The organism is Kribbella qitaiheensis, from assembly GCF_014217565.1.
Lineage (GTDB): Bacteria > Actinomycetota > Actinomycetes > Propionibacteriales > Kribbellaceae > Kribbella > Kribbella qitaiheensis_A.
In genome coordinates this window covers 7,591,683-7,618,285 of sequence record NZ_CP043661.1, presented here as the reverse complement: position 1 = coordinate 7,618,285, position 26,603 = coordinate 7,591,683, and the positions used below count along the sequence as shown (strand labels likewise).

Sequence of the window (26,603 nt, the reverse complement as noted above, 5' to 3'; positions counted from 1 at the left end):
GGATCTCACGAGGCCTGGCGGACATCGTTACTCCTTGGTAACCTCGCGGCCCATTACCTCGGGGGCGGGCTAGCAGAGGGTGGGGCTTACAGAGTGCGTGCTCAGACCGTGCTTTTGGTGAACTGGCGGGACACGACGAATCCGGAGGGCGGCGGTTCCGAGCGGTATGTGGAGGAGGTCGCGAGAGGCCTTGCGGTGCTGGGCTGGTCCGTCACCGTGCTCTGCGCGGCCTATCCGGGCAGTCCCCGGGAGGCCCGTCGGGACGACGTCCGGTACCTGTACCGCGGCAGCAAGGTGACCGTGTACCTCCGCGGTCTGCTGCACACCCTCCTTAGCCGCCCGGACCGGGTGGTGGACGTGCAGAACGGTCTCCCATTCTTTACCCGCCTCGTACGTCGTACCGGCATCGTCGTGCTCGTACACCACGTCCACCATGAGCAGTGGCCGGTCGTCTATCCGGGCTGGCAGGGGCGGTTCGGCTGGTGGCTCGAATCCCGCGTCGCGCCGAGGCTGTACGGCGACTGCCGCTATGTCACCGTCTCCTCGGCTTCGCGCGACGAACTGCTCGGGCTCGGGGTGGACGCTCAGCGGATCGACGTGGTCCACAACGGGACCGATCCAGCACCGGCCAGGCAGCGCCCGCGAGCCGCAGTACCGACCGTTGTCTGCGTCGGCCGGATCGTGCCGCACAAGCAGGTGGAGCACGCAGTCGACGCCATCGCCGAAGCACGGTCGGTGCTACCGGACGCGCGACTCCTCATCGTCGGCTCTGGTTGGTGGGAGGACTCACTGCGCTCGTACGTCGTCGAGCGCGGACTGGAGGACGCGGTGGAGTTCCGCGGGCACGTCAGCGAGGCCGACAAGCACGCGGCGTACGACGAGGCGTGGGTGCTCGCGCTGCCAAGTCTCAAGGAGGGCTGGGGTTTGGTGGTGGGCGAGGCCGCCGGGCACGGCGTACCGACTGTCGCCTACCGGAGCGCGGGCGGTCCTACCGAGTCCGTGCACGACGGCGAGTCGGGCGTTCTCGTCGACACCGCCGACGAGTTCAAGACCACGATCATCAGGCTGCTGCAGGACGACGCTGCTCGCGACAAGCTGGCTCTTGGAGCCACTGCGACAGCCGGCAACTTCACCTGGCCTGCAACGGTCGGCGCGTGGGACCGGGTGCTCACCGGGTCCCAGACGCAGGAAGACCGGCCAGCAACTGTGCTGGCCGGCCCCTGACGGTCGGAATTACTTGTCCTACTGGCCTTACTTGTCGCCGTAGTTGACGAGCGGGACGTCCGCCTGTCCGTTGGTCTGGCCTGGCGGCACCGCCGGGTCGTCCTTGACCGTTTGCACGACCCCCACGACGGCGGTAGTGGCGACGGCCATACCGGCGAGCACGGCGATAGCCGCACCGATCAGTGTTCCCATGAAGCGAGTCCCCTCCTAGACAAGTAAACCGGATGGTAACAACCGGCCAGTAACTCCGCTAGATCCTGGAATGGGCTCTTCTTCGCCAGGGGACAACTGTTATGGCAGCGGCGATCAGGACACCTGCTGCAAGGGCCCAAGCAGCCAGTACGGCGACCACGAACCAGGGCTGAACGTGTTGCGGAGAAGGCTCGCCGTTGACCCGGTAGACCGCCACGGTCGGGCCGGAGAACACCTTCGTGAGCTGCGGCACCAGCCCGCGCGGGGGTGGCCCACCGGCCTCGATGTCGACCACGATCCAGCCGACTCCCTGCTGCAGGAGAGCAGCGGTCGGATCAGTGCCGTTCCGTACCGCCGCGCGCAACGCCTCCGCGACGACAGCGGACCGCGGGTCCTCCCCCGCCAGCCGACGACCGCCCACGATCAATTCATCCGGTACTACGGCCTGCCGGGTGAAGTACCGCTCCATCGGATCAAGCACCGGGCGGCGCCCGTTCCAGGTCGGCGCCCGGTAGGCCTCGAACGGCCAGGGGATGAAGTCTCCACCCTGCGGAGCGTCGGCCAGCACCTGGCGAGCCTGCTTCCAGTCAGCCGGGTAGTGCGAGACCTTCAGCCCTCCTCCGAAGGCGAGCCCGGGTAAAGCTGCGATAGGGATCAGCACAGCGGTCACCGCAACCAATCGCTTGAGCGGCACTACTTGCAGCAGCGCAGCCAGAGCAGCGCCGAACCCTATGGACTCCAGCAAGACCAATGGCGGCAGGTAGCGCTGGCCGTCGCGTAGTAATCCGGTACCGGGCACATGGGCGACAACCTGCGCGAATGCATTGGGAGCTATGACTCCTGCCATGCCGACAACAACTGCGACCGCTGCAGCGATCACCAGTGCCATTGCCAGCCGGTCCTGTCGCCACCAGCTCACCAGCCCGACGCAGGCGGCCAGCAGGATCAGGAAGCCGAGCACCAGCGGGACTGAGTCGCCGCGGCTGGATGGAACTGTGCCAGCGTTCCAGACGCCGCCCAAGGTGAGCAGGGTTGGCAGGACTCCCCCGTAGCCTTCGTCACGAGCCGCGAACGCCCTTACCGAGGCTGGGTCGGTTGTGGCTGCCGTAGTACGGGCCAAGCCTGCTATCAACCAGGGCGCGTTCAATGCGGCTGCGCCTGCGAGTGGCCAGAGGCGTCTTGCGTTGGCACCAGGCCACAGGAGTATGAGTGCGGCCAGCAGGACTCCGATGAGGCCGCCCGACGCGGTGAGGGCGCACCCGGCCGCGGCTACGAGGAATCCGGCCCAGCCTTCCCCTCGGCGTACGCGAAGAGCTGCGCGGACCAGCCACGGCAGGGCTGCGTACCCGAGCATCAACGCCCAGGCGCCCAGTCGGAGGCGTTCGGCGACGTACGGGTTCCAGACGTAGAGGGTGACCGCGGCCGCGCCGACCAGCGGGCCGCCGAGGCGTAGCTCCCGCCAGAGGGCTGTCATGCCGAGCCCGGCCAGCAACGGGATGAGCACCAGTACCAGTTTGTTCAGGAACTGGCCGCCGGCGACCTCGTCGAGCAGGGCGACGACCAGATCCGACGGCACGGCGCGCGGCAAGGCAGTTGTGACTCCGAACAGGTCTGGCCGTAGCGTGAGGTCCGGCACGAAGACCATGTCGTACCCGACGACATACCCGGGAGCGAGCAGTGGAGCGGTGATCAGCACAGTGAGCACGACCGGCCAGCACCACGGCGCCCACGGCACCAACCGGGTGTGCGGCGCCAACCGCGTATCGCCCGCCACTACCGCCTCCTCGCAGTACTGTTCCCGCGCAACCTACCTGGAAGCGGCATGACTTCAGACACGACGCCAGAGCAGCAGCCCCCCACTGCCGCGCCCGGCCAGGACTTCCTCCGCAGCGCCACCGTAGTGGCGGTCGGCATGGCCATCATGAACGTTGCGGCCTACGGTTTCACCTTGATTGCGGTGCACCGGCTCGTACCGGAGCAGTTCGGCGCCATCACGGCGCTGCTCGGACTGCTGCTGATCGGCAACGTGGCCTCGCTCGGGCTGCAGGCCTCCGGCGCTCGGCGGATCGCCACTCACACCGGGTCTGGTGAAGCGGCGCTGGCGGATTCCATGCTGAAGGCAGGGCGTCGGGCCGCGCTGGGGCTGACCGTGGTGTCGCTGGTGCTCACGCCACTGTTCGTGTTCCTGCTGCACATCGACTCGGTGGTGGCCGCGCTTCTTGTCGCGCCGACTCTTGGCTGCCTGACCCTGATGGGATCGCAGCTCGGCGTACTGCAAGGTGGTCAGAATTGGACCGAGCTCGCCGCTGTGTACACCTCTGTCGGTGCCGGTCGGCTTGTCTTCGGCGGCGGTCTGCTGTTGATCCACCCGAGTCTGACCTCGGCCATGGCCGGCATCGCACTCGGTGCTGCGATCCCGGCGCTGCTTGGTGGATTCCTGCTGCGCGGTTCGACCGGTGGTACGCCGGAGCAGGTGAAAGAGGTGCTGCGGGAGACGATCCACGGCACCCACACCCTGCTTGCGTTCTTCGTCATCGCCAACGCGGACGTGCTGTTGGCGCGCGGTCTGCTCGACAAGCAGAGCAGCGGGTACTACGCGGCCGGCGTGATCGTCGCGAAGGCCTGCCTGTTCCTGCCCCAGTTCGTAATCGTCATCGTGTTCCCATCGTTGGCCAACTCGCCGGGCGACACTCTCCGACTGCGTCGGGCGATCCAGGCCGTTGCCGCGCTCGGTGTTTGCTGCGTGCTCGGTGCGCTGCTTCTGCCTGACCTCGTGGTGACCGTTGTCGGCGGCAAGGAAAAGTACTCGGCGCTCGGCCCGTTCGCATGGCTCTTCGCTTTGGCTGGTTCCTCGTACGCCGTACTGCAGCTCGTGGTGTACGCAGCGATCGCGCAGCAGGAGAAGCGCGCTGCTCTGCTGATCTGGATCGGGCTGATCGGGCTCGCGCTGGCTACCGCGATCATCCTTGGCGCTGACATCGCCACCGGGCTGACTGGTGTGAAGGTGCTTGTCGCGATGACCGCGACCTGCGCGCTCGGGTTGTCGGCCGCCCTCGCTTCCGGCTTGCACCGGCAGGCGGCGGGTAACGCCTAGCTCCTTGCGGCAGGTGGCTAGGCTGCCTGGATGCCGACCCCGAAGTTCATCCTGGAGCTGCGGTCCAAGATCGGGCACGACCCGCTCTGGCTGCCCGGTATCACTGCGGTCGTACTCGACGAGGACGATCGTGTCCTGCTGGCCCGCCGCGCCGACGACGGCCGGTGGACGTTGATCGCGGGCTGCCTCGAGCCCGGCGAGGAGCCTGCGATCGCCATCCTGCGGGAGATCCAGGAGGAGACCGGCGTCGAGGCCGAGGTGGAGCGGCTGGTCAGCATCGAGGCGATGCCGCCGTCGGCGTACCCGAACGGCGACCAGGTCCAGTTCCTCGACATGTGCTTCCGCTGCCGCCCGATCAGCGGCGAGGCCCGCGTGAACGACGACGAGTCCCTCGAGGTCGGCTGGTTCCCCCTGACCGACATGCCCGAAATCCCGTTACGCGAACAACGCTGCCTCGCCAACGCTCTCGCCCCCGACCACCTCCCGAAGTACGCGGGCCGCCCCACTTCCATGGGTTAGTGGGCGGCTTCGTGCCAGGTGCGGCCTACGCCCACGGAGACGTCGAGAGGGACGGCCATTTCTACGGCGCTGCCCATGTCGCGGCGGACGAGCTTCTCCAGGGCTTCGCGTTCGCCGGGGGCGATCTCGAAGACCAGTTCGTCGTGGACCTGGAGCAGCATCCGGGACTGCAGGCCTTCTGAGCGCAGTGACGCGTCGACCTTCAGCATCGCCATCTTGATCACGTCCGCGGCCGACCCCTGGATCGGCGCGTTCAGCGCCATCCGCTCGGCCATCTCGCGGCGCTGGCGGTTGTCGCTGGTCAGGTCCGGCAGGTAGCGCCGGCGGCCGAGGATCGTCTCGGTGTAGCCGCTCTTACCGGCCTCGAGCACGATGCTGCGCAGGTAGTCGCGGACCCCGCCGAAGCGCTCGAAGTACTCGTCCATCAAGCCCTTCGCCTCGTCCACGCCGATCTTCAGCTGCTGACTCAACCCGTACGCCGACAGCCCGTACGCGAGGCCGTAGTTCATCGCCTTGATCTTCGCGCGCATCTCCTGCGTCACCTCGGACGCCTCCACCGAGAAGACCCGAGCGGCCGTCACCGAGTGGAAGTCCTCGCCGGAGTTGAAGGCGTCGATCAGCCCCTGGTCCTCCGACACGTGCGCCATGATCCGCATCTCGATCTGGCTGTAGTCGGCCGACATCAGCGACTCGTTGCCCTCGCCGACCACGAACGCCTCGCGGATCCGGCGGCCTTCCTCGGTCCGGATCGGGATGTTCTGCAGGTTCGGGTCGGTCGAGCTGAGCCGCCCGGTCGCCGCGATCGTCTGGTTGAACGTGGTGTGGATCCGGCCGTCCGTCGCGCTGATCGTCTTCAGCAATCCTTCGACGGTCTGCCGCAGCCGGGTCGCGTCGCGGTGCGCCAGCAAGTAGGCCAGGAACGGGTGCTCGGTCTTCTCGAACAACGCCTGCAGCGAATCCGCATCCGTGGTGTACCCGGTCTTGGTGCGCTTCGTCTTCGGCATCTGCAGCTCGTCGAACAGCACCACCTGCAGCTGCTTCGGCGACCCGAGGTTGATCTCCTTGCCGATCACCTCGTACGCCGAGGTCGCGGCTTCCCGTACGCCGGTGGCGAACCGCTCCTCGAGCTGCTCGAGATACGCCCGGTCGACTGCGATCCCGACCCGCTCGACATCCGCGATGACGTCGATCAGCGGCAGCTCGACCTCCGCGAGCAACGCCGTACCGGCTTGTTTCTCCAGCTCCGCGTCGAGAGTGTCGGCCAGGTCGGCGATCGCGCGGGCGCGCAGCATCGTCGCGTCGGCGGCCGGCCCGCCCTCGATGTCGTCGAAGCTGAGCTGCCCGTTGTCGGCTTCCTCGGTGCGCAGCTCACGCTTGAGGTATCGCACGGTCAGGTCGGCCAGGTCGTACGACCGCTGGTCCGGGCGGACCAGGTAGGCGCTCAGCTGGGTGTCCGAGGTGAGCCCGGCCAGCTTCCAGCCGCGCTCCAGGAACCCCAGCAGCGGGCCCTTCGCATCGTGCAACGCCTTCGGTTGCTTCGGGTCCGCAAGCCAGGCCCGCCAGGCGGAATCGTCGTCCTCGGTCAGCGTGCTCGGGTCGAACCAGGCAGCCGCACCGGTAGAGGTGGCCAACGCCAGCCCGGTGATCTCGCCGGTCCCGCGGCCCCAGCTGCCTTGCACCGCGACACCTGTCCGCGCGCCGGTGGAGACGTGCTCCTTGATCCAGCCGGCCACCTCGCCCGGCTTCAGCTGGGTGCCCTCCAGGTCGAAGCCTTCCTCGATGGTCTCCTCGACCTGCTCGTGCTCGGCGACCAGCCGCTCACGCAGTACGCGGAACTCCAGGCTGTCGAAGAGTGTGTGCACCTTGTCGCGGTCCCACGGGTGCCGCACCAGGTCGTCGACCGCCACGTCCAGGGTCAGGTCGCGGACCAGCTCGTTGATCTGCCGGTTCCGGATCACGTCGGACAGGTGCTCGCGCAGCGACTCGCCGGCCTTGCCCTTGATCTCGTTGACGCGGTCGATCACATCGTTCAGCGAACCGAACTGGTTCAGCCATTTCGCGGCGGTCTTGTCACCGACGCCCGGCACGCCCGGCAGGTTGTCGCTCTTCTCCCCCACCAGCGCGGCCAGGTCCGGGTAGAGCCGCGGCGGGATGCCGTACTTCGCCTCGACCGCGGGCCGGGTCCATCCGGGCGATCTCGGAGACGCCGCGCTTCGGGTACAGCACGGTCACGTTCTCGTTGATCAGCTGGAACGAGTCGCGGTCGCCACTGCTGATCAGCACCTCGAAGCCCTGCGCGTCGGCCTGGGTGGCGAGCGTGGCGATGATGTCGTCGGCCTCCCAGCCGTCGATCTCGGTCATCGGGATGCGGAGTGCCTCCAGCACCTCCTTGACCAGCGAGACCTGCCCCTTGAACTCGTCCGGCGACTTCGACCGGCCGGCCTTGTACTCCGTGTACTGCTCGGCCCGGAAGGTCTTGCGGGACACGTCGAACGCCACGCAGATGTGGGTCGGCTGCTCGTCGCGGAGCATGTTGATCAGCATCGAGGTGAACCCGTACACCGCGTTGGTGTGCTGACCGGTGGTGGTGGAGAAGTTCTCCACCGGCAGCGCGAAGAACGCCCGGTAGGCCAGCGAGTGCCCGTCCAGCAGCAGGATCCGCGGCCGGCTGGTGGACCCGGCCACCGCCGTACCCGGGTCCTTGGTCATCGTCGAGGAGTCAGTTTCAGCAGCCACACACCGACTCTAGTGGGTCCCACCGACAGTTCCCGCACCCGCACGCGGGGGCTCACGTACTCTTCGAAACGACACATCGCGAGAGGCCGAGGAGAGACTGTGACCGACGAGAAGCCCGACCTGGATCTCCCGCCGGGGATGATGACCGAGGGCACCCTGCTCGACCTGATGGGCATCGTGCTCACCGAGGCCAGCGCCGAGCGGATCGTCGCCACCATGCCGGTGAAGGGCAACGTCCAGCCGTACGGGCTGCTGCACGGCGGTGCCTCCTGCGTGCTGGCGGAGACCCTCGGCTCGATCGGGTCCGCGCTGCACGCCGCCGCCTTCGACAAGGTCGCTGTCGGCGTCGACATCAACGCCACCCACCACCGGGCCGTCCGCGAAGGCGTCGTCACCGGCGTCGCGAAGCCGATCTACCTCGGCCGCACGACCACGTCGTACGAGATCGTCATCACCGACGAGCGGGACAAGCGGGTCTGCACTGCCCGGATCACGTGCCAGCTGATTCAGGCTCCGCCGGGATCCTGAGGTCAGTCCCCGCGTACGCCGGGTCGTCGGTCAGCGGCGACCTGGTGAGCTGGGCGCGTCGCGCGATCACCGAACGGCGCGACGACAGCAGGGCCAGCAGATTCGGGGCGTGCTCGGCCGCCAGGCGCCGCCGTACGGTGTGGGTGCTGGCGAACCGCAGTACGGCGGCCTGTCCTAGCCCCAACCTGGCAAGGAACCTGTTGGCCTCGCGAGCGATCGCGGGGGCCACCACGGCAAGGTGCGGGCAGTTCTCGTGCTCGGCCCAGCCGGCTGCCTCGGCGATCAGCGCCTTACCCAGGCCGTGCCTGCGGGCATGGTCGCTGACGTGCAGATACTCCACTGTCACAGTGACTTCGTCGTGCAACGGGCTGATCGACGTCTGCCGCAGGTAGGCCATCCCACCCAGGTGACCATCGATCTCCCCCACCACGAGCCGGCCGAACGAGTCCTTCTGCTGCCGGGCGATCGATGTCCGGGCAGACTCGGCGGTGGGCGCTGCCAGCAGCCTGGACTGGTGTCCGGTGCCGGCGGCCATCTCCCGCCACAGCGTCACCAAGGCGTCGGCGTCGTCCGGGCGAGCGTCGCGCACCTCGATGAGTGGTGCCACGTCGGCCTCCTGGTCTGGTCCACCCCGAAGTGAACAGGACGGGCGGATACGCTCATCCCCGCGCAACAGTAGGGCTTCCGGGGTCACTTTCAAAGCGGTGACTCGCGCACCTTACAGCCCCCACACCGGCGATCACAGCCGGCGATCGGAGACCAGGTTGTTCATCGGAATCGGGACTGTCGTGAACATCGCGACGGTCCTCACCGGATCCGTGCTCGGCGTACTCATCGGCCACCGCTTGAGCCAGCGCACCAGGGACCTGGTCACCGACGCACTGGGCCTGGTCACGCTGCTGATCGCGATCACTTCCGCGCTTACGGTCGGAGACCACGCGCTCAGCGACGCGGTCGGCGACAGCGCGCCCGTACTGATCGTGCTCGGCGCGATGCTGATCGGCGGAATCACCGGCTCGCTGCTACGGATCGAACAGCGGTTGGAGGGTCTGGGCGCCTGGATGCAGCACCGCTTCAGCCGCGGCGACGGCGAGAGCACCTTCGTAGAAGGCTTCGTCTCCGCGTCGATGGTCTTCTGCGTGGGCCCCCTGACCTTCCTGGGCGCCCTCTCCGACGGCCTCGGCCGCGGCGCCGACCAACTCTTCCTCAAGTCGGTCCTGGACGGCTTCGCCTCCATCGCCTTCGCTGCCTCCCTAGGCTGGGGCGTAGCCGCCTCGGCAATCGTCGTGCTGGTCGTCCAGGGCTTGATGACCGCGGTCGGTGCCGTCCTAGGCGACGTCCTCCCGGAGGCCCACGTCACCGCCCTAGGCGCCACCGGCGGCGTACTCCTGATCGGCGTAGCCCTACGCCTACTCAAACTCAAACAAATCGCGGTCGCCGACCTCCTCCCCGCCCTGATCGTCGCGCCGCTCCTGGTCCAACTCCTCATCGTCATCCGCCGCTGACCCCAAGCAGCAACTCGTGCGGTCCCGCGGCCAGCCTTGTGCACGACGTGAGCATTACTCCCGCGATCGATCCTCACGGCGTGCACAAAGTCTGGGTGGTGGCGAGGTGGCCCGCCCCCTTTGTGCACGACCTGAGCGTTTCTTGGCCAGCAGATGCTCAACCCATGCACCAAGGCCCCGCGGGTCGGGGTGGGTGGGTCGAGCGGGCTACGGAGGAGCCGCAAAGCGGGCGCAGTACGCCGGGAGCCCGGTCTCCAGGAGATCGGGGCTCTCAGCAACTGGTACTGCGGGGGGGGTCAGTCCTCGCCGAGGTAGGCCTTGCGGACCTCGTCGTTGGTGAGGAGGTCTCGGCCGGTGCCGGACAGGACGATCTTGCCGACCTCCAGCACGTAGCCGTAGTCGGCGCGCTTCAGGGCTGCCTGGGCGTTCTGCTCGACCAGCAGGATCGTCGTGCCCTGCTTCTGCAGTTCGGTGACCGTCGACATGATGCGCTTCATCATGATCGGCGACAGACCCATCGACGGCTCGTCCAGCATCATCAGCTTGGGCTTGCTCATCATCGCCCGGCCCATCGCGAGCATCTGCTGCTCACCACCGGAGAAGGTGCCGGCCGGCTGCTTGCGGCGCTCTCCCAGGATCGGGAACAGGTCGTACGCCGAATCCAGGTCGGACCGGATCGCCGAGTGGTCGTTGCGCGCGAACGCACCGAGCAGCAGGTTCTCCTCCACCGACAGCCGGGGGAAGATCCGCCGGCCCTCGGGTGAGTGTGCCAGCCCCATCGAGACGATGTCGTGGGCCGGCACCTGGTCGATCCGCTCACCCTGGAACAGGATCTCGCCGTGCGTCGGCCGGAGCAGACCCGAGATCGTCCGCAGCGTGGTCGTCTTACCGGCACCGTTCGTGCCGATCAGCGAGACCACCTGGCCCTGCTCGACGGAGAAGCTGATCTTCTTCACCGCGACGATCTTGCCGTAGGCAACTTCCAGGTCGCGGACCTCGAGCATCGCGGTCATGACTGCCCCTCCTGCTCGCTGACAGTAGTGTCCTGGACCCGGGCCTCGGCGACGTCCACCTCGTCCTCGTCGTCGTCCTCACCGGTGCCGATGTAGGCCTCGATCACCCGCGGATCCGACTGGACCTCCCCCGGCGTGCCCTCGATCAGGGCCTCGCCACGGACCAGGCAGAGCACCCGGTCGCAGAGGTTGAAGATGAACCGCATGTCGTGCTCGATCACGACCACCGACAGGCCGGAGTCCCTGATCTTGAAGATCAGGTCGCTGGCCTGCCTGGTCTCCTGCGGGTTCATCCCGGCCGTCGGCTCGTCCAGCAGGATGAGCTTCGGGTCGGTGGCCAGCGCCCGGGCGATCTCGAGCCGACGCTGGTCGCCGTACGGCATGTTGCGGGCCAGGTACTCGCCCGACTTGCCGAGCCCGACGAACTCGAGCAGCTCCTGGGCCCGCGCCCTGGTGGCAGTCTCCTCGCGCCGGAACTTCGGACCACGCAGGACCGAGGTGAGCGCACCCGAACTGGTCCGGCAGTAGCGCCCGACCATCACGTTCTCCAGCGCCGTCATGTTGGCGAACAGGCGGATGTTCTGGAACGTCCGCGCCATCCCGGCCCGAACCACCGCCCGCGGCTTCGGCGCCAACGGCTTGCCGGCGAACTGCACCTGGCCGCTGGTGGGTTTGTAGAGGCCGGTAAGGCAGTTGAAGAACGTCGTCTTGCCGGCTCCGTTCGGGCCGATCAGACCGACGATCTCGCCCTCGCGGACGGTCAGGTTGACGTCGTTGACCGCCAGCAGACCGCCGAACCGCATGGTCACCCCGGAGGCCTCCAGCACCGGCTGGCCGATCGCGCGCGCCGGGCTTGCCGCCGCATCCGTGACCGTCATTTCGCCTCCTCCACCAGTTCGCTGCCGATCGCCACGGCGAGCGCTTCGTCCGCTTCGTGGAACTCCAGCTGCCTGCGTCTACTCGCGACCAGTCCCTCGGGCCGGAACCGCATCATCAGCACCAGCAGCAGACCGAACATCAACAGCCGGTACTCCGAGAAGAACCGCAGCTTCTCCGGCAGCAGCTTCAGGATCGTTGCTCCCAGCAACACACCGGCGATGGTGCCCATACCGCCGAGCACGATCGCGGCCAGCAGGAACGCCGACTCCAGGAAGACGTACTGGTCGGGGCTGACGGCAACGTCCTGGTGCGCCTTGATGGTGCCGGCCAGACCGGCCAGGAACGCGCCGATCGCGAAGGCGAGGATCTTCAGTCCGAAGACGTTGACACCCATCGCCTCGGCGGCCTTCTCGTCCTCACGGATCGCCACCCAGCCGCGGCCGATCCGGCTGTCGTTCAGCCGGGCGAAGACCAGGATGACGAAGGCGATCAGGATCAGCAGCAGGAAGTAGTAGTTCGTGAAGCGACCCAGCTCGATACCGGCCACAGTGTGCGGGTCACCGAAGTTGAACCCGCCGATCTGCAGCTCGGGGATGCCGGGAATACCGTTCGGGCCGTTGGTCAGCAGCGGACCGTTGGTGCCGTCCAGGTTGAACATCGTCAGCCGGAAGATCTCACCGAAGCCCAGCGTCACGATGGCCAGGTAGTCACCCGAGACCCGCAGCGTCGGCGAACCGATGATGAGACCAAGGGTGGCCGCCACGCAGGCACCGAGCAGTACGACGATCGGGAACGGCGGGTGCCAGTCGATGGTCGCGAACGCCGACTCGGACAGCATCGCGGCGACGTACGCGCCGGACCCGAGGAAGGCGATGTAACCGAGGTCGAGCAGACCGGCCAGGCCGACCACGATGTTCAGGCCCATCGCGGTCGCCGCGAAGATCAGCACCTGGGTCGCGATCGACATGTTCGCGTCCGACCCGTTCTGGGTGAACGGGAAGAAGAACGCGACCGCGAACGCGGCCAGCGTGAGCACCTTCTTGTGCCGCTGCGCGACGTGGCCGAACCAGCTCAGCGTGCCGGTACGGAACATCACGATGACGACCAGCGCGAAGAAGACCAGGCAGAGCACGAACGACCACGCGTCGGTCAGTCCGAGCGCGTAGGCGGCGCCGAACAAGATCGCCGCCATCGTCACCGCGATGGCCAGGATCTCGGCCCAGCCCGCCAGCCTCGCCTTGCTCAGGTCCTTCAGCTGGCGCAGCGGCAGCAGCCGCGAACCGACCAGCAGCAGGATCGAGCCGACCAGGCTGATGTACGCGCCCGGGTCGACGTTGATCAGGCCGTCGGACTCTTTGCCGATGGCAACCACGACCAGCACCATGTAGAGCGTCAGGCCGATGCCGAACGCCCGCAGACCGAGCGTCGCGTCCAGCCAATGGCCGAGCCGGCTGGTCAGCGGACCCTTGATCGCCAGCAGCAGGATCAACGCCAGTACGGCGCCGATGATGGTCAGTCGCTGCAGACCACCGGGGTTACCGACGATCGACAGGTCACCGAGAATGCTGCGGTCGTAGCTCCAGGACAGGAACGAACCGACGATCACCAGCAGTACGCCGGCGATCGCCAGCGGCCAGGCCGCGCGGTTCGATTTCGCCGTCTGCGGCTCCGTCGTCTGTGTGGCGCTCATGCGCGGTCCACCACCCTTGCTCCGAGCAGACCCTGCGGCCTGAAGACCAGCACCAGGATCAGCAGGACGAAGGCCCAGACGTCCTTCCAGGAACCACCGCCGAACTGCCCCGGAACGTACTGCGTGGCCATCGCCTCGACGACACCAAGCACCAGGCCACCGACGACGGCGCCCTGGATGTTGCCGATACCACCGAGCACGGCCGCGGTGAACGCCTTCAGACCGGCCAGGAAGCCCATCCGGAAGTCGATGTTGTTGTTCTGCAGCCCTTGCGAGACACCCGCGATCGCGGCCAGAACGGCACCGAGCGCGAAGGCGACCACGATGATGCGGTCGACGTTGATACCCATCAGGCGGGCGGTGTCAGGATCCTGCGAGACCGCCTGCATACCGCGGCCAAGCCTGGTCCGGTTGATGAAGAACCAGAGCAGCGCCGCACAGACCGCCAGCGCGAAAATCGTGAAGACGGCGGACCGCTGGATGGTGACGTTGCCGATCTCGATCGCCTTCCCGGTCACCACATCGATCTGCGGGAACGGAATGAGCTGCTTGGCGCTCGGCCACTCGACCTTGGCGATGATCTCCTTGAAGATCAGCCAGCCGAGCTCCATCAGTACGCCGGTGGCGACTGCCACCACCGCGATCGGCTGCAGCAGCGCCTTGGCCCGGTCCGTACCGGTCACCCCGACAGCGAACAGCAACCCGGCCGCAGTACCGACGATCAGGCCACCGACGATCGCCGCCAGCGTGATCACGATCGACAGGTCCCGCTCGGCCAGCCGGAGCAGCGCCCAGACCGCCAGCGCGAATACAGTTGCCGCCAGCAACGGAGCGCGGTCGCGCCACTTGGTGATCGGGTGATCGAGCGGCACCTTGGTGAACCGCGCGCCGAGCAGGTAGGCGGCGAACAGCGTGAGCCCGGCCATCGCGAGCACCGCCCAGCCCGGGCGGTCGTACAGGAGCCGGATGAACTCCTGCAGGAACACCGAGATACCGATCGCGGTGATCAGCGGTGCGAGGCGTGGCGCGTTCCGCAGGGGACGATACGCGACACGTTCCATCAGCACCGCGGTCCCGACGGACGCGGCCATCGCACCGACGATCATCACCGGCAGGATCCAGACCGAGGTATGACCGTCGAAGAACAAAAGATAAGTACTCAGTGCGCCGAACGCACCGATCATGAAAACCTCGCCATGGGCGAAGTTGATGAGCTGCACGATGCCGTAGACGACGGTGTACCCGACGGCGATCAGGGCGTACAGCGATCCCAGGGTCAGCCCGTTCACGAGCTGCTGGAAGAACTGGTCCACGTCGACCTCCCAACTACCTCAGTTCTGACATGACACCGGGGGTGGGACGGTGTCCCACCCCCGGTTTCACGCGGTCGACTACTTGGTGGCGAAGTCCTTGGTCTCCACCGTCGCCCACTTGCCGGCGGCGACCTTGTAGACCGTCAGCACCTTGGACGTCGTGTCGCCGTACTGGTCGAACGCGACCTTGCCGGTGACACCGTCGAACGACACCGAAGCCATCGCGTCGACCGTCGCCTTACGCGCGGACTCGACATCCTTGGCGTCCTTCAGCGAGACCTTCAGCGCGTTGATGATCGAGTTCGCCGCGTCGAAGGAGTAGCCGCCGTACGCCGCGTAGGGCTCCTTGTAGCCCGCCGCGTTGTAGTCGGCGACGAACTTCTTGGCCGAATCCAGCGCCTCGACCGGTGCGCCGACCGAGGTCGCCAGGTCACCGTCGCTGGTCTTGCCACCGAGCTGGATGTACTTCGGGTCGAAGATGCCGTCTCCACCCATCAGCGGGATGTTCAGGCCGGCGGCCTTCATCTGCTGCGAGAGCGGACCGGCCTTCGGGTACTCGCCACCGTAGTACAGCGCCTGCGGCGCCGACGGCTTGATCGCCGAGACGACGGCCTGGAAGTTCGCGTCGTCCGGGTTGATGGTCTGGGCCGAGACGACCTGACCGCCGAGCTTCTTGAACTCCTCGGTGAAGGTGCCGACCAGACCCTGGCCGTAGGCCTTCTTGTCGTGGATCGTGGCGACCTTGGTGATCTTCGCGGTCTCGTACAGGTACCGGGCCGCGAACGGGCCCTGGACCGCGTCCGTGGTGCAGGTACGGAAGTACGTCGCGTACGGCCGCTTGGGGTCGCTCTGCCACTGGGCGCCCTGGGTCAGGCCGGGGCCGGTGTTGGCCGGCGAGACCTGGACGATGTTCTTCGGCGCGAGGACCGGCTGGACCTGCTGGGCGACGCTGGTGTTCAGCGTGCCGACCACGCCGATGACAGCGGGGTCGCCGGCGAGCGAGGTCGCGGCGTTCTTGCCCGGGTCCGTCTTGCCCTCGTCGTCCTTGGCGTCGACCTCGAGCTTCCAGCCCGGGATCGCGTTCGAGTCGTTGGCCTGCTTGACGGCCAGTTCCACCGAGTGCTGGATACCCAGCCCAAGTGCGGACAGGTCGCCCGACAAGGGTGCGATCACACCGATCTTGGCGGTCTTGGTGGTCGAACCCGTGCTGCCGCCGTTGTCGTTGTTGCTGCGTGAACCGCAAGCAGTCAGAGCCAACGACGCAACGATCAGCGACGCGCCGACCCGTACTACGGAACGCTGCTGCACTGTTCCTCCCATGTCTGGATGGTCCGGGAAAGGTCCGGACCCCCGCGTTTGCCGCGAGCACCCGCAGGCTAGACCGCTTGATGCTCAACAAGCGAACGTCACGCAGCGTGTGTTGTGAGGTCGTTACCCTGGTAAGTATCGTTTCGCCCTGTTGTGGCTGGACGCCGAACCGACGGTGATCGGGAGCGACCCCGGCGACACTGTCCGCCACCGAAGACGTCGGACGACCTGACGATCCCGGCAGCTTGGTCACCCTCTGTCGGAAATCTCGCCGCCTGGCCGGTCGCATAGGATGCTGGCTCGCGGGCTCTCCACGGTTGGACAGGCGGATGACAGCACAGTTGCGCTTCGGACTGCTCGGGCCGCTCGAAGTACGCGCTCCGGCCGGGCTGATCCCACTGCGCGCGGGCAAGCTCCGGGTGATTCTGGCGGCTCTGCTGTTGCAGCCGGCCCGGCCCGTTTCCATCGATGAATTGATCGATCGACTGTGGGGCGACGAACCGGTCGGTACTGCGCGGGCAACCGTTCACCAGTACGTGATGCGACTTCGTCAGACACTCGGGGATGCCGGTGGCGCCGACCTGATCCAGACCGCTCCGGACGGCTATCTGATCGAGGTGGCGGCGGAGGCGATCGACGTCCACCGGTTCGACGACCTCGTACGGCGGGGTCGCGAGCAGGGCGACCTCGCATCGGAGGCCCGGTCCCTGGCCGAGGCGCTTGCTCTGTGGCGAGGTGCCGCGCTCGCGGACATCCCGTCGCAGTGGCTCCAGCTCAGCGAAGTACCGCGGCTGCATGAGCAACGCCTGCAGGTGATCGAGCGCCGGATCGAGGTGGAGCTGCTGCTCGGCCGGTATCCGGGCGTGATCGCCGAGTTGCGCGCGCTGACCCACGAGCACCCGTTGCGGGAGGCGTACTGGCTGCAGCTGATCGAGGCGCTGCATGCGGCCGGCCGGCCGGCGGAGGCGCTGGCGGCCTTCCAACAGGTCCGGCAGGTGATGGACGACGAGCTCGGCGTCGCGCCGGGGCCGCGACTGCGTGAGCTGCAGGCCGCGATCATCGCGGAGTCCCATGCTTCCGGTACTGCGCCGCCCAGTGTTGAGAGTGAGCCGGTTCCGCGGCAGTTGCCGCCGGACATCGTCACCTTCGCGGGCCGGACTGCCGAGCTCGAAATGCTGGTAGCGGCCCTGGACAACCGCAGCGGCCCCCCGGCAGGCGCCCGTGGTGGTTGCTCTCCATGGACCTGGCGGCATCGGCAAGTCCACCCTCGCGATCCGTGCTGCCCACGCGGTCACCGACCGGTTCCCCGATGGGCAGCTTTATGTGGACCTTCAGGGCTCGAGTCCGGGGCTGGAGCCGCTCACGACGGCGGACGTGCTCGGCCGGTTCCTCCGTGCGAGGGCGCCGGAAGCAGATCTGCCGACCGACGAAGGCGAGCTCGCCGCTCGGTTCCGGACCGAGCTGGCCGGTCGTCGGATGCTGCTTCTGCTCGACAACGCTGCCGGGATCAAGCAGTTGATGCCGCTGCTCCCGGCCAGCTCGTCGTGCGCAGTACTGATTACTAGTCGGCAGCAACTGACAACACTGCCCGCTGTCCACATCGCAGCCATACCGCTGGACACCGCCCAGGCCATCGAGTTGCTGGTGTTGCTCGCCGGCAGCGACCGAGTGCTGGCCGAGTCCGACGCCGCGGCGGAGGTCGCCCGCTGGTGTGGATACAGCCCGCTGGCCCTCCGCATCGTGGGAGCCCGATTGGCAGGCAGCCCCGACCTCGCGATCTCGACCCTCGCCCGGCGCTTGCGGGCCGGCCATTGGCGGGATCTGGAGGTCGACGACATGTCGGTGCGATCTTCCTTTGATGTCAGTTATGCCGAGCTCGTCGAGCAGGACGGCACCGCGCACCCCGATGCGGCGAGGGCCTTCCGGCTGATCGGTTTGCTCCAGGTTCCCGAGCTCACGCCGCCGGTGGTCGCTGCGTTGCTCTCGGCACCTGTCGACGAGGCCGAGGCGATCCTCGGGCAACTGCGCGATCTGCACCTGGTCGAGTCCACCGGTAGCGCCGGTCGATACCGGATGCATGACCTGCTGCGGTTGTACAGCCGCGACCTGGCTCGCCAGTTCGACAGTCAGGAGGATCGCGACACCGCAGTACGGCGTGCTCATGAGTGGTATCTGGCCGCGATCGCCGAGGTGAGCCGGGTGATCAGCGGCAACCGCTTCAACGTCGACGGCATCGAGGTCCGGGTGCTGGCCCTGGACTCACCGGCCGACGCGGTCGACTGGCTGGATGCGGAATTGCCGAACATCCTCGCTCTGGCCGGGCAGGGCGCCGACCTACCGGGGCTTCTCGGTGGATCCCTGATCCGCCTGGTGCCGATGCTGGCGAACATCCTGCAGAAGCGCGGCCGCTGGCACGAGGCGGAGACACTGACCACGCTCGCCGCGGAGACGGCCAATCAGCTGGGTGACGGGCTGGCGGAATCCGGCATTCTGGCGAGCCTGTCGGCCTGCGACTGGCGGGCCGGGCGGCTGGTCGAGGCCGAGAAGAACCTCCAGCGCTCGCTCGTACTGCGCCGGGCGACTGGTGACCCTGTCGCTGAAAGCCGGGCCCTGCACAATCTCGGCTGGCTCTATCAACGAGCGGGCCGGCTGCCGGAGGCGATCGAGAACTACGAACTCAGCCTCGAGGTACTGGCCGAGAGCGGACCGGCGATCTGGCTCGGGATGGCGCTGCACAATCTGGGCGAGGCTTACTTCGAGGCGCACGACTATCTTCGAGCGGAAGATTACTTGGAACGCGCGCTGCCGATCCGCCGCGCTGAGAACGACGCTTCTGGTCGGTGCCTCACCTTGGTGGCGCTCGGGCGTACTTACGGTCAACGAGGCCGGTACGACGAGGCGCTGGCGATGCTCAGCGAGGGGGTCCTGTGTTGCCGGGAGGTCGGCAACCGCGAGGACGAGTGGGTCGCTTTGCTGGTGAGGACCGAGTTCTTGTTGCGGATGGGCCGGCCGGAGGAAGCCGAGCCGGTGATCGGCCAAGTGCTGGCCATCACCAGGCGCCTGCAGAACGACTACGGCGAGGCCGCAGCGCAGCGGCAACTGGCCAAGGCCCTCGCGGCACTTGGCCGGACCGAGGAAGCCGAATCGGCTTCGCAACGAGCCAAGGCTCTCTTTGCCAACCGTTCCTCCGCCGACGACGGCCTACTCGAAGACTTCTTCACCAACCCGCCAACCCCACCGCAGTAGCCCCGGGCTTCGGTGGGTGGGGTCACCGGAAGCGGAGCCAGCGGTGGCTGTCCGACCGCTCACCGCCGTACGACTGCTCCCAGCGCCGCTTCGACGCGGCCCTCCGAACGCCTGGGTCGGCCTCGGGGCGTCGATCCGCCTGGGGCCTCGCGGACCCTCGCTGCGACGGCCTGTCGATCTGGTGCCTGTCGATGGGGCGGGTCTCGACCACAGCTCTCCTCCACTGCTCGCTGAACGCGCCGCGTACGCGTTCAACAACAGTCTGAAGCCCCCACCTGCCATTTCCCTGCCGCCGATTCCACCCGCCGTACCGGCCGGCTGTGGTCGGGTCAGGCCGTGCCGGCCTCGTCGACGACGAGTTCGGCGACCTGACGCATCGAGACGCGCTTGTCCATCGCGGTCTTCTGGATCCAGCGGAACGAGTCCGGCTCGGACAGCCCGAACTTGGTCTGCAGCACCGACTTCGCCCGGTCCACCAGCTTGCGGGTCTCCAGCCGCTCGGCCAGATCGGCGACCTCGCGCTCCAGCTCCGCCAGCTCGACGTACCGCGACGCCGCGATCTCGATCGCCGGCAGCAGATCCGCCTTCGAGAACGGCTTCACCAGATACGCCATCGCGCCGGCGTCGCGAGCCCGCTCGACCAGCTCCCGCTGCGAGAACGCGGTCAGCATCAGCACCGGGGCGATCCGCTCCCCCGCGATCTTCTCGGCGGCGCTCAGCCCGTCCAGCTTGGGCATCTTGACGTCCAGAATCACCAGATCGGGCCGATGCTCGATCGCCAGCCGAATGGCCTCCTCGCCGTCCCCGGCCCTGGCCGACCACGTCGTACCCCTCCTCGGCCAGCATCTCGGCCAGATCCATCCGGATCAACGCCTCGTCCTCAGCGATCACCACACGCTTAGCAGTCACACCCCCACCCTAGCGATCCCCGCTTCAGGACTTGCCCCCGACAAACCGATCCAGCGCTTCGACCCTCTCTTTCCGGCTCACAGCAATCGCATTCCGCCGCGGGACACCCACCAGATCCAGCGCGCCGGTGAGGATGCCGAGGATCTCCTCGGACTCGTTGGAGAACATGTATCTGACGTACTCGTACCGCCTGATCTCACCGCCCACGATCGGGCGAGTGGCCCAGTTGACGAATCGGCAGCCGTCGGAATGGAACAGACCGCGCAACAGCTGTTCGGGGTACTTGGCAACGATCTCCCGCTGCCAGTCCGCCAGCTCGATCCTCCGCAGATGCTTCCTGGCTCAGCTCCGGGTACTTCTCGTCGTTCGCGACCTGCAGCGTGTAGACCCCACGCTTGGCGGCGACGATGTGGCCGTCCCCGAGATACCACCCCAGCAGCAACGCGTACGCCGCCTCGTCCAGGTCAGCGCCATCGCACCGCGGACACGGCGTCGGCCGAAAGCCCTGCCCCCGTGGCAGCCCCAGTTCCTGGTACTGCCTGCGCCACCGTCTGATGGTCTTGATCGCGACACCATGAACCTCGGCGTTCGCCCGGTCACTCACCCCGTCGTCAGACATCCGCAACGCGGAGTCCACCAACTCCTGCGACCTGAAGTGAGGCATATCTCATGCTCACGTACTGCACGGACAGTTTGTGCCGAGTGTGGGATTCGAACCCACAAGCCCTTGCGGGCAACGGTGTTTGAGACCGTCGCGTATGCCGTTCCGCCAACCCGGCCAGGTCGCAGAGAAACTCTAGCCTCTCCCGGGCCGACTTCCCTCACCCACCCCCAGCTACAGCCCAACGTGTCGCCCACCACCGTAGTTTCAGAGTGCTCCGGCGGCATGAGCGAGAGTCAGCGCAGCCAAGGTCATGCCGTCATCGACACTGCCGGTGGCGATCTCGCCCCAGAGAGCCGCGATAGATGGCCAGCGGGAGCCACTGACCTCGAGGACATCCTCAGGTGCACCGTCGACTTCGTGGATCTTGGCGAGGACGACTGCGACCTTCTCGGCTAGCAGCCCTGAGTCGGGTGAAAACCTGCCTATCACTCGGAGTGACGAGGAAGTGAGGCCGAGCTCCTCCCAAAGTTCGGCGCGGGCAGTCTCGAGCGGATCCGTGGCGTGAGAGAAACCACGTGGCAATGCCCATTGCCACGCACCCAGCGGATAACGATAGGTCTGGACCAGACCGATGGCTCCTTTGTGGACCGGCAGGAGGACGACTCCTGGTCCGGACGCAACAGCCGCGATTCGCAGATGACGTCCAGGCGACCCGTCCGCGAAGGTGACTTCGTCGTCGAATACCGTCGCGTACGCATTCTGGTACGCGACGACCTCTTTACGTCGTTCGATCAGACGATGTCGCCCGTCCTCGGGGACCCGCTCCATTTGACGCTCCTCTACAAATCGATGGCGCGGCCGAACGCATGGAAGATCCGGCGGATCTTCCGGCGTCGTTCCGCCCCGGCCCGGCCACGGCGAACAGCAGCCGGCGCGGCAATGCTCAAGATCGCCCCGATGCCACTCATCCAGGAAGCTGAGGACTGCCACCGAACGGTGGCCGCCCACACAGGCAGCCCGACAGTGGCCTCGATCGCCATCAGCCGGAAGTCGCTCGGGTTGTCCACGCTCTCGGCGCTGCCGAGGATTCTGTAGACATGGTCGAGGTGCTCATTCAGCGCATCTTGCGCGGGTGCACCCCCCGACGCCGATCTGCGTTCGAAGCGATCGATGCGCTGCCAAAACGGCGAGGTCAGGCGACCTCCAGGCGAGTCTGCGGCGCGCTGCTCGAACAACGCAGGCAGACCTGCCAGCAGATCCTGGCGAAGTTGCCTTACACCGTTCAATTCATCCACGTCCGGTGGATCTTCGGCATCAGTGCTGGTCACCAACTCAAATCCTGCCTGCGCGTCGTCCGGTGCAGTGATCGGCCGCACGGACCCCCCTGAGACCAAGCGAAAGCCGACAAGAGCCAGGTCCTGAGCGATAGCGCGCGCGGGCAGTGGCCGACTGCCCCTCATCAGACCGGTCGTGAAAGTCGCGCGCATCGTTGTGCCGATTGAACTCGCGACTACCTGGTTGTAGAGCGTGTCCAGGAACTCGCGGAGCAACTCGAGCTGCTCGCGGCCCGCCCAGGATCTCCTCGGCTGTGCGCTGCTGTGAGTCGCCCAGCCACGCTGTGTCCTGGTAGATCCTGCTGCGTTGGTCGAAAGCGCCGGATCCGCTTGGATCCAGAGCGGCGAAACCATCGAGAAGATCCGACCAGACCTTTCGGACAGGTTCAGGACAGGCGGAGACGAACTGAATCATCGGTGACGACTCATCAATCAGTCCTGCCAGGACGACGTTCAACGGCTTCCCGCTGGCATCCGGCTTCGCCCTGGCCCGCGGCCGACCGGACAGCTCACGGCGGACGACCTCCAAGAGATCCGCCCGCTCGTCATCCAACCAATCGCTGGTCAGGAGGCTATCGACAGTGAGCCTCCGACTCCGGAGCATTGCCCGGTCGATTCCGTACAGCTCGGGCTGCTGAAACTCGGGGAACAGCGAGCTCACGAACGGCCGTCGCCCGTCTCCGATCCGAGCGAGCATCCGATCGATCGCCACATCGAACGTCTCGGCCTCATACAGATGTAGTCGAAATGGCGAGTCCTTCACTCCTGCTGATTCTCGTGCTCTGAGAACATCGCGGGCTGCTCGAAGAAAGCCAAGCGAATCGAACGCGTAGGCTTGCGGTACAACCACAGTGCGGCCGAGAGCAAGAGCGAGGACAACCTCCATGAGAATCTGTAAATCGTGAATATCGCGCCGTTCACGCATTTGCCACGGTGAACGAACCGAGTCCAGGCTTTCCAGATATTGCAGCCGATTTGCCGACATGCCCACCCCCGATTCCATCGTCGTCGGGCTTCACCGCGTGGTCAACACGTCACCGCATGAGACAGCTCCATGCTTCTCACGTGCCTGCTTTAGTCCATAGCTAGACAATGGCTGCTTGCTTGTGGTGTAGCGCGGCAGCGCCTCGCGGTGCTCGATCGGTCATCGGACTCAGGACGTGAGTCCGAGCGTTCCATCTGACTCCACCGTCGACCGCCCCAAAGCCAAGCGGCCGGTCAGGTGACCGGCCGCCTCAACCACAAGTTCCTATTTATTTTTGTTCTTTTGTTTGTTTGTTGCTTGTTCGCGGTTCTTGCGGTGCTCTTTTTCTCTGTTGCTTTTGCTTGTTGTTCTTGACTTGTCTGCTGGTCAGTCGCGGTAGGCCGGGGCTGCGCCGGAGATGGCGTCGCCCATGCGGTGGACCCGGAGGGCGTTGGTGGAGCCGGGGATACTGGGGGGTGAGCCGGCCACGATGACGACGAGGTCGCCCTTGTTGAGCTTGCCCAGTTCCAGGAGGCGCTGGTCTACCTGGCGGACCATGTCGTCGGTGTGCTGGACGGTCGGGACGATGTGGGTCTCGATCCCCCAGACGACGCTGAGCCAGGAGCTGACCGACGGGACCGGGGTGAAGGCGAGGACCGGGATCTCGGTGCGGTAGCGGGCCAGCCGGAGGGCGGTGTCGCCGCTCTGGGTGAACGCGACCAGGAACTTCGCGTCCAGCGCCTCGGCGACGTCGGCGGCCGCCTTGGCGATCACGCCGCCCTTGGTCTTCGGGTCCCACTCGAATTCCTTGATCCGGCTGAGGCCGTGGTGCTCGGTCGACTCCACGATCCGGCTCATCGTCTTGACGGTCTCGATCGGGAACCGGCCGACGCTGGTCTCGCCGGACAGCATCACCGCGTCGGCACCGTCCAGTACGGCGTTGGCGACGTCGGACGCCTCGGCCCGGGTCGGCCGCGGGGCCGAGATCATCGACTCCAGCATCTGGGTGGCGACGATCACCGGCTTCGCGTTCAGCCGGGCCTGGTCGATGATCAGCTTCTGGACCAGCGGAACCTCTTCCAGCGGGAGCTCCACGCCGAGGTCACCACGGGCGACCATGAAGCCGTCGAAGGCCTCGATGATCTCGTCCAGGTTGGCGACCGCCTGCGGCTTCTCGATCTTGGCGATCACCGGCACCCGGTGACCTTCCTCGTCCATGATCTTGTGCACCAGCTGGATGTCGGCCGCGTCGCGGACGAAGGACAACGCGATCATGTCGGCCGGCAGGTGCAGGGCCCAGCGCAGGTCCTCGACGTCCTTCTCGGACATCGCCGGCACGCTGACCGCCACACCGGGCAGGTTGATGCCCTTGTGGTTCGACACCGGCCCGCCGACGGTGACCCGGCAGATCACGTCGGTCTCGGTCACCTCCTCGGCGACCAGTCCGATCCGGCCGTCGTCGATCAGCAGCTGATCGCCGGGGTTCACGTCGCCGGGCAGCCCGTCGTACGTCGTACCGCAGACGGTGACGTCACCGGGCACCTCCCGGGTGGTGATCGTGAAGCGCTCGCCGTAGGTCAGGGTGACCTTCCCTTCGGCGAACTCGGCCAACCGGATCTTCGGGCCCTGCAGGTCGACCATGATCCCGACGTTCTTGCCGGTCTCGGCCGCTGCGGCGCGGATCCGTTGGTAGATGCGCTCATGCTCGGCATGGGCGCCGTGGCTGAGGTTCAGCCGAGCGACGTCCATACCTGCTTGGACGAGTTCAAGGACACGCTCGGGGGCGGCAGTAGCCGGGCCAAGCGTACAAACGATCTTTGCGCGACGCACGTCACAAAACCCTACTCCTACAAGACCACTCGCCCGCTGGTCCCACCCCCGTTTCTTGACGATCAAACACCGTCTGGACGGTTAACGTTCGGTGTCAGGGGGCAGCGAGCGGTACGTCCCGACCGTGATCTCGCCGGTCAACTCGACCGTGACGGTCTGCATGCCGGTCGGTTTTCCCTTCACATAGGTGAGGAGGGTGACCTCGCCCGGCCGGCGCAGGGTGTAGCCCAGCGCGAACGCGTAGGCCGCACCGCCGGTGGTCCCGTTCGTGAAGGTGGTGACGGAGCGGCCCTCGACGATCTTGGTGTCCGGGCCGACCTGGCGGTGCAGATGGCCGGACAGCAGCAGGCTCGCGCAGCCGCGGGTCGCGGTGTCCTGGTACGACGCTGGGTCGTGCACCACCATCGTCGAGATCGACTTGTCCGCGGGCTGATCACAGGCCACGTCCGCGAGGCGCGTCGATTGCTGGGCGGTGGTCTCGTCACCGGGAGTGTCAGCGCTGCCGAGACCGGTCCTGGTCGGGTCGCTGTCGCCGAGGAAACGGATCCCTTCGACCTCGACCGGCTTGCTGTCGAGCACGGTGAACTTGTTCTTCCTCATCTCGGACTCGATGTAGCCGCCCGCGTCGTGGTTGCCGGCGACGGCGACCACCTTCAGGTCCTTGAAGTGCTGGGCCAGCGAGTTGATGCTGAAGCCCTCCCAGGACTGCCCCGAGGAAGAGTCGTCACCGGCGTCGATCAGCAGTTTGGCACCCGCGATCTTGCCGATCTCGGCCGCGATCGGGTCCATGCCGATGTTGTCGTGGCGGTCGGAGACGAGCAGGGCGAGGGTCTCGTCGTCGGTGGCCTGGTGGATCCGGCCGCCGACCTTGGAGACCTTGTCGAGCACCTGACCGTAGAACTGGGTCGATCGCTCGTACGTCTGGACCGCCGTCCGGATCACCCCGACGCCGCCGGTGGTGGAGAAGCCGGCCGCGACCTCGACATCCTTCAATCGCTCGTCGAAGGAGACTTCCGGCAGGAGAGTCGCGAGTGGCTTCCAGGAAGTGGGCGCGATCTCGGGAGTGCGCATCCGGCCCGGGCCGAAGATCGAGGCGATGGTGACGAGCATCGCGACGAGGATGACGACCGCGCGGTGCTGCACTCGGCGTTCCGAGCTGTGCAGGGCGACGAAAAGCTCGCGGCGGCGGCGTGGTCCGACCATGGCCCAGGCGGTGGCGACGACTACGGCGACGAAGAGGCCTGAACCGGCGCCCGCGACGCCGTTGTCGACGGCCATTTCGCGGATGACCTGGCGGATCCGCGCGACCTCACCGTCGGGCTGGCTGGCGATCAAGGCGTCGCGGTTGAGCAGGTCGGTGAGGTTGTCGGCGTCGGTCTCCTGGACGTCGACGTTGATCCCCAGGCCGGCCGGGAGGTCGGTTTTCAGCCGGAGGCGTGGGAGGACTGCGCCGAGGTCGAGGGTGGCGTGGGCGTCGAAGGTCGGTGAGATCTCGGCGGCGTGGGCGCCGATGGTGACGCGCTCGGAGTCGTTGACGAAGCCGAGCAGGCCGACCGCGACGGAGACGATGAGCCAGAGCACGACCAGGCCTGCCCACGGCCCCGCCTTGCGGAGCCGGGATCTGGTGACTAGCCGTCCGGACACGGGTTACAACCTATTGCGGGGGATCAAGTAGATGCAGCTTGGCGCGCGGTGCATCTCGTACTGCGGGACGC

21 protein-coding genes, 1 tRNA gene and 3 pseudogenes are annotated in these 26,603 nt (G+C 66.8%); 7 read left to right on the top strand and 18 right to left on the bottom strand.

Annotated elements, in window-relative coordinates; translation table 11 throughout:
* The first annotated feature begins 117 nt into the window (after window positions 1–117).
* Entirely contained in the window at window positions 118–1,224 is a 1,107-nt protein-coding gene (locus F1D05_RS36075) for a glycosyltransferase family 4 protein (RefSeq protein WP_246486256.1), read from the top strand.
* A 27-nt stretch (window positions 1,225–1,251) separates the two neighbouring features.
* On the opposite strand, the gene F1D05_RS36070 is transcribed toward F1D05_RS36075, so the two are convergent.
* Both F1D05_RS36070 and F1D05_RS36065 read right to left on the bottom strand, forming a co-directional pair.
* Window positions 1,252–1,416 (bottom strand): DUF2613 family protein, encoded by a 165-nt coding sequence (locus F1D05_RS36070; RefSeq protein ID WP_185444721.1) that lies wholly within the window; start codon window positions 1,414–1,416, stop codon window positions 1,252–1,254.
* 58 nt (window positions 1,417–1,474) lie between these two features.
* On the bottom strand, window positions 1,475–3,190 hold the full coding sequence (locus tag F1D05_RS36065) for a hypothetical protein (RefSeq protein ID WP_185444720.1): 1,716 nt from the start codon (window positions 3,188–3,190) through the stop codon (window positions 1,475–1,477).
* A gap of 48 nt (window positions 3,191–3,238) precedes the next feature.
* Here F1D05_RS36065 and F1D05_RS36060 point away from each other — a divergent pair, with 48 nt between their 5' ends.
* Together F1D05_RS36060 and F1D05_RS36055 are read left to right on the top strand one after the other, a co-directional pair.
* Complete coding sequence (locus F1D05_RS36060) at window positions 3,239–4,510, top strand: polysaccharide biosynthesis protein (RefSeq protein WP_185444719.1); 1,272 nt, start codon at window positions 3,239–3,241, stop codon at window positions 4,508–4,510.
* 30 nt (window positions 4,511–4,540) lie between these two features.
* The gene (locus tag F1D05_RS36055; RefSeq protein WP_185444718.1) at window positions 4,541–5,029 is read left to right on the top strand and encodes an NUDIX hydrolase; all 489 of its coding nucleotides are present in this window, start codon (window positions 4,541–4,543) and stop codon (window positions 5,027–5,029) included.
* Here F1D05_RS36055 and polA read toward each other — a convergent pair.
* Window positions 5,026–7,738: pseudogene (gene polA, locus F1D05_RS36050) on the bottom strand (DNA polymerase I). The gene F1D05_RS36055 and the pseudogene polA overlap by 4 nt on opposite strands.
* Window positions 7,739–7,903: 165 nt before the next feature.
* On the opposite strand from polA, the gene F1D05_RS36045 reads away from it, so the two are divergent.
* A complete protein-coding gene (locus tag F1D05_RS36045) occupies window positions 7,904–8,293 on the top strand; it encodes a hotdog fold thioesterase (RefSeq protein WP_185449795.1) in 390 nt (129 codons plus the stop codon).
* On the opposite strand, the gene F1D05_RS36040 is transcribed toward F1D05_RS36045, so the two are convergent.
* The gene (locus F1D05_RS36040; protein WP_185444717.1) at window positions 8,256–8,900 is read right to left on the bottom strand and encodes a GNAT family N-acetyltransferase; all 645 of its coding nucleotides are present in this window, start codon (window positions 8,898–8,900) and stop codon (window positions 8,256–8,258) included. The two genes, F1D05_RS36045 and F1D05_RS36040, sit on opposite strands and share 38 nt — an antisense overlap.
* 97 nt (window positions 8,901–8,997) lie before the next feature.
* Here F1D05_RS36040 and F1D05_RS36035 point away from each other — a divergent pair, with 97 nt between their 5' ends.
* The gene (locus F1D05_RS36035; RefSeq protein WP_246486255.1) at window positions 8,998–9,798 is read left to right on the top strand and encodes a DUF554 domain-containing protein; all 801 of its coding nucleotides are present in this window, start codon (window positions 8,998–9,000) and stop codon (window positions 9,796–9,798) included.
* Window positions 9,799–10,094: 296 nt separating this feature from the next.
* On the opposite strand, the gene F1D05_RS36030 is transcribed toward F1D05_RS36035, so the two are convergent.
* The 5 genes from F1D05_RS36030 to F1D05_RS36010 all read right to left on the bottom strand — a co-directional run bounded on the left by F1D05_RS36030 (window position 10,095) and on the right by F1D05_RS36010 (window position 16,013).
* The gene (locus F1D05_RS36030) at window positions 10,095–10,811 is read right to left on the bottom strand and encodes an ABC transporter ATP-binding protein (RefSeq protein ID WP_185444716.1); all 717 of its coding nucleotides are present in this window, start codon (window positions 10,809–10,811) and stop codon (window positions 10,095–10,097) included.
* The gene (locus F1D05_RS36025) at window positions 10,808–11,689 is read right to left on the bottom strand and encodes an ABC transporter ATP-binding protein (protein WP_185444715.1); all 882 of its coding nucleotides are present in this window, start codon (window positions 11,687–11,689) and stop codon (window positions 10,808–10,810) included. Before F1D05_RS36025 ends, F1D05_RS36030 begins: the two co-directional genes overlap by 4 nt.
* A complete protein-coding gene (locus F1D05_RS36020; protein ID WP_185444714.1) occupies window positions 11,686–13,380 on the bottom strand; it encodes a branched-chain amino acid ABC transporter permease in 1,695 nt (564 codons plus the stop codon). The genes F1D05_RS36025 and F1D05_RS36020 overlap by 4 nt, the downstream gene beginning before the upstream one ends.
* Entirely contained in the window at window positions 13,377–14,693 is a 1,317-nt protein-coding gene (locus F1D05_RS36015) for a branched-chain amino acid ABC transporter permease (protein WP_185444713.1), read from the bottom strand. Before F1D05_RS36015 ends, F1D05_RS36020 begins: the two co-directional genes overlap by 4 nt.
* 78 nt (window positions 14,694–14,771) lie before the next feature.
* A complete protein-coding gene (locus tag F1D05_RS36010; RefSeq protein ID WP_246486254.1) occupies window positions 14,772–16,013 on the bottom strand; it encodes a branched-chain amino acid ABC transporter substrate-binding protein in 1,242 nt (413 codons plus the stop codon).
* 317 nt (window positions 16,014–16,330) lie between these two features.
* Here F1D05_RS36010 and F1D05_RS41595 point away from each other — a divergent pair.
* Both F1D05_RS41595 and F1D05_RS41590 read left to right on the top strand, forming a co-directional pair.
* Window positions 16,331–17,047: pseudogene (locus tag F1D05_RS41595) on the top strand (AfsR/SARP family transcriptional regulator); the annotation flags it as partial.
* Window positions 17,048–17,222: 175 nt separating this feature from the next.
* Window positions 17,223–19,247 carry a tetratricopeptide repeat protein gene (locus F1D05_RS41590; protein ID WP_343066550.1) on the top strand — a complete coding sequence of 675 codons (2,025 nt, stop codon included), beginning with the start codon at window positions 17,223–17,225 and terminating at the stop codon, window positions 19,245–19,247.
* 329 nt (window positions 19,248–19,576) lie between these two features.
* Here the strand turns inward: F1D05_RS41590 and F1D05_RS35995 are convergent.
* From F1D05_RS35995 to F1D05_RS35960, 9 genes and pseudogenes are all read right to left on the bottom strand, one after another.
* A pseudogene (locus F1D05_RS35995) lies at window positions 19,577–20,108 on the bottom strand (ANTAR domain-containing response regulator).
* A gap of 72 nt (window positions 20,109–20,180) precedes the next feature.
* Window positions 20,181–20,363 carry a hypothetical protein gene (locus tag F1D05_RS41585; protein ID WP_246486252.1) on the bottom strand — a complete coding sequence of 61 codons (183 nt, stop codon included), beginning with the start codon at window positions 20,361–20,363 and terminating at the stop codon, window positions 20,181–20,183.
* Entirely contained in the window at window positions 20,353–20,820 is a 468-nt protein-coding gene (locus F1D05_RS35990; protein WP_246486251.1) for a helix-turn-helix domain-containing protein, read from the bottom strand. The genes F1D05_RS41585 and F1D05_RS35990 overlap by 11 nt, the downstream gene beginning before the upstream one ends.
* Before the next feature lie 32 nt (window positions 20,821–20,852).
* A tRNA-Leu gene (locus F1D05_RS35985) sits at window positions 20,853–20,935 on the bottom strand.
* An 89-nt stretch (window positions 20,936–21,024) separates the two neighbouring features.
* A complete protein-coding gene (locus F1D05_RS35980; protein WP_185444711.1) occupies window positions 21,025–21,588 on the bottom strand; it encodes an NUDIX domain-containing protein in 564 nt (187 codons plus the stop codon).
* 11 nt (window positions 21,589–21,599) lie between these two features.
* Window positions 21,600–22,136: a hypothetical protein gene (locus F1D05_RS35975; protein ID WP_185444710.1), complete on the bottom strand. Its 537-nt coding sequence runs from the start codon at window positions 22,134–22,136 to the stop codon at window positions 21,600–21,602.
* Window positions 22,093–23,097, bottom strand: coding sequence for a hypothetical protein (locus tag F1D05_RS35970; RefSeq protein ID WP_206685975.1), 1,005 nt, complete (start codon window positions 23,095–23,097; stop codon window positions 22,093–22,095). Before F1D05_RS35970 ends, F1D05_RS35975 begins: the two co-directional genes overlap by 44 nt.
* Window positions 23,098–23,445: 348 nt before the next feature.
* Window positions 23,446–24,888: a pyruvate kinase gene (gene pyk / locus F1D05_RS35965; protein WP_185444708.1), complete on the bottom strand. Its 1,443-nt coding sequence runs from the start codon at window positions 24,886–24,888 to the stop codon at window positions 23,446–23,448.
* Between the two features lie 81 nt (window positions 24,889–24,969).
* A complete protein-coding gene (locus F1D05_RS35960) occupies window positions 24,970–26,532 on the bottom strand; it encodes a metallophosphoesterase family protein (protein WP_185444707.1) in 1,563 nt (520 codons plus the stop codon).
* Window positions 26,533–26,603: the final 71 nt, after the last annotated feature.